Below are 2,212 nucleotides of genomic sequence, written 5' to 3' on the forward strand. Positions count from 1 at the left end.
GGTTTGGCCCGGCCGGTGTGGATCGACGACCGCGATTTCGACATCACCTACCACGTCCGGCGCTCGGCGCTGCCGTCGCCGGGCAGCGACGAACAGCTGCACGAACTGATCGGCCGGCTGGCTGCACGGCCTTTGGACAAGTCCCGTCCGCTCTGGGAGATGTACTTGGTGGAGGGCCTGGCCAAAAACCGCGTCGCCCTCTACACCAAGTCGCACCAGTCGCTGATCAACGGGATGAGCGCGGTCGAGATCGGCCACGTCATCGCCGACCGCAGCCGACGTCCGCCGCCCTTTGTCGAAGACATCTGGGTGCCTGCCCGCGAACCGGGCACCACGCGGCTGTTGTTGGGCGCCATTGGCGACTGGGCCACCCGGCCCCGGGCGCAGGTGCGGGCGGTCCGGACCGGGATCACCGAGCTGGCCACCAATGCCGGCCAATGGGTCGATGTCGGTCGACGGATGTTCGACGTCGCCCGCACCCTTGCCCGGGGTACCGCGCCCAACAGCCCGCTGAACACCACGGTGTCCCGCAACCGGCGGTTCACTGTCGCCCGTGGAAGTCTTGACGACTACCGGGTGATTCGAGCGCGCTACAACTGCGACGTCAACGATGTGGTGCTGGCGGTGATCACCGGCGCGCTGCGCAACTGGCTGATGTCCCGCGGCGAGTCCGCCGCGCCAACCACGATGGTGCGGGCGATGGCGCCCTTACCGGTCTACGTCGACGAGACATTCGACTCGGCGGGCCGCGGCCGGGCGATCAGCCAGGTGGCGCCCTTTCTGGTCGACCTGCCGGTAGGGGAGAGCAACGCGGTCGTACGGCTGTCGCAGATTGCGCACGCCACCGAATCCAACCCAACCGCGGCCAGCCTGGTCGATGCCCGGACGATCGTGACGTTGTCGGGTTTCGCGCCGCCGACGCTGCACGCCATGGGTATTCGGGTCGCCACCGGCCTGTCGGCGCGCTTGTTCAACCTGTTGATCACCAATGCGCCAGGCGCACAGTCGCAGATGTATGTGGCCGGCGCAAAGTTGTTGGAAAGCTACGCAGTACCGCCCTTGCTCAACAACCAGGTGCTGGCCATCGGCGTGACCTCCTATAACGGCATGCTGTATTTCGGCATCAACGCCGACCGGGACGCGATGAGCGACGTCGACGTGCTACCGGTGCTGTTGGCCGAATCGCTCGATGAACTCCTGGAAGCCGCGCAGTAGACCTACCATTCGATAGTGAGCAACTCGCGCCAGGCGCAAAAGAAGCAGCACAAGATCTCGAACGACGTTTACGAAGCCGAATTGTTCCGACTGCAAACGGAATTGGTGAAACTCCAAGAGTGGGTGCGGTTTTCCGGCGCCCGCATTGTCGTGGTCTTCGAAGGCCGTGACGGCGCGGGCAAGGGCGGCACGATCAAAAGGATCACCGAATATCTCAATCCGCGCGTCGCCCGGATCGAAGCGCTGCCCGCGCCGACCGATCGGGAACGCGGGCAGTGGTACTACCAGCGCTATATCGCGCATCTACCCGCCAAAGGGGAGATCGTGCTGTTCGACCGGTCGTGGTACAACCGTGGCGGCGTCGAGAAGGTCATGGGGTTTTGCACACCGCAAGAGCATGCGCTGTTCCTGCGGCAGACACCGATCTTCGAACAGCTGCTTATCGAGGAAGGGATTTTGCTGCGGAAGTACTGGTTTTCAGTTTCTGAAGACGAGCAGCTGCGTCGGTTTAAAGCGAGGCGCAATGATCCTGTGCGGCAATGGAAACTCAGCCCGATGGATCTGGAATCGCTGTATCGGTGGGAGGACTATTCACGTGCCAAAGATGAGATGATGGCGCACACCGATACACCGGACAGCCCGTGGTATGTCGTGGAATCGGATGTTAAGAAACACGCTCGGCTCAATATGATGGCACATCTGTTGTCCACCATTGACTATCGCGACGTGAAGAAGCCGAAGGTCAAACTGCCGGCCCGTCCGGTGGTCAGCGACAAGTATCAGCGGCCACCCCGCGAGCTGTCGACATATGTCGATGACTACGTGGCAACGCTGATAGGCCCTGCTGAGTAACCCGATGCAGATCTATATCCCGGTAACCCTGGCCATGCTGCAACAACTCGTCACCGATGGTTCGTTGTTGCCGGTGAACGGCACTGCGTTCGCGGTGACGCCGAGGCTGCGGGAGGCGTACGCCGAAGGCGACGACGACGAGCTC

The 2,212-nt window shown here is 62.7% G+C and carries 3 protein-coding genes; all 3 read left to right on the top strand.

Translation table 11 applies throughout. From position 1 onward, the window contains the following. Positions 1-1,215, top strand: a 1,215-nt coding sequence (locus WB785_RS15900; protein WP_424080281.1) for a WS/DGAT/MGAT family O-acyltransferase, incomplete at its 5' end; no start/stop codon positions are given. A 15-nt stretch (positions 1,216-1,230) separates the two neighbouring features. Further along, a complete protein-coding gene (gene ppk2 / locus WB785_RS15905) occupies positions 1,231-2,067 on the top strand; it encodes a polyphosphate kinase 2 (protein ID WP_424080282.1) in 837 nt (278 codons plus the stop codon). 4 nt (positions 2,068-2,071) lie between these two features. Beyond that, positions 2,072-2,212, top strand: a 141-nt coding sequence (locus WB785_RS15910) for a DUF6912 family protein (RefSeq protein ID WP_424080283.1), incomplete at its 3' end; no start/stop codon positions are given.

Origin of the sequence: Mycobacterium sp. (assembly GCF_049585075.1) — a bacterium.
Classification (GTDB): domain Bacteria; phylum Actinomycetota; class Actinomycetes; order Mycobacteriales; family Mycobacteriaceae; genus Mycobacterium.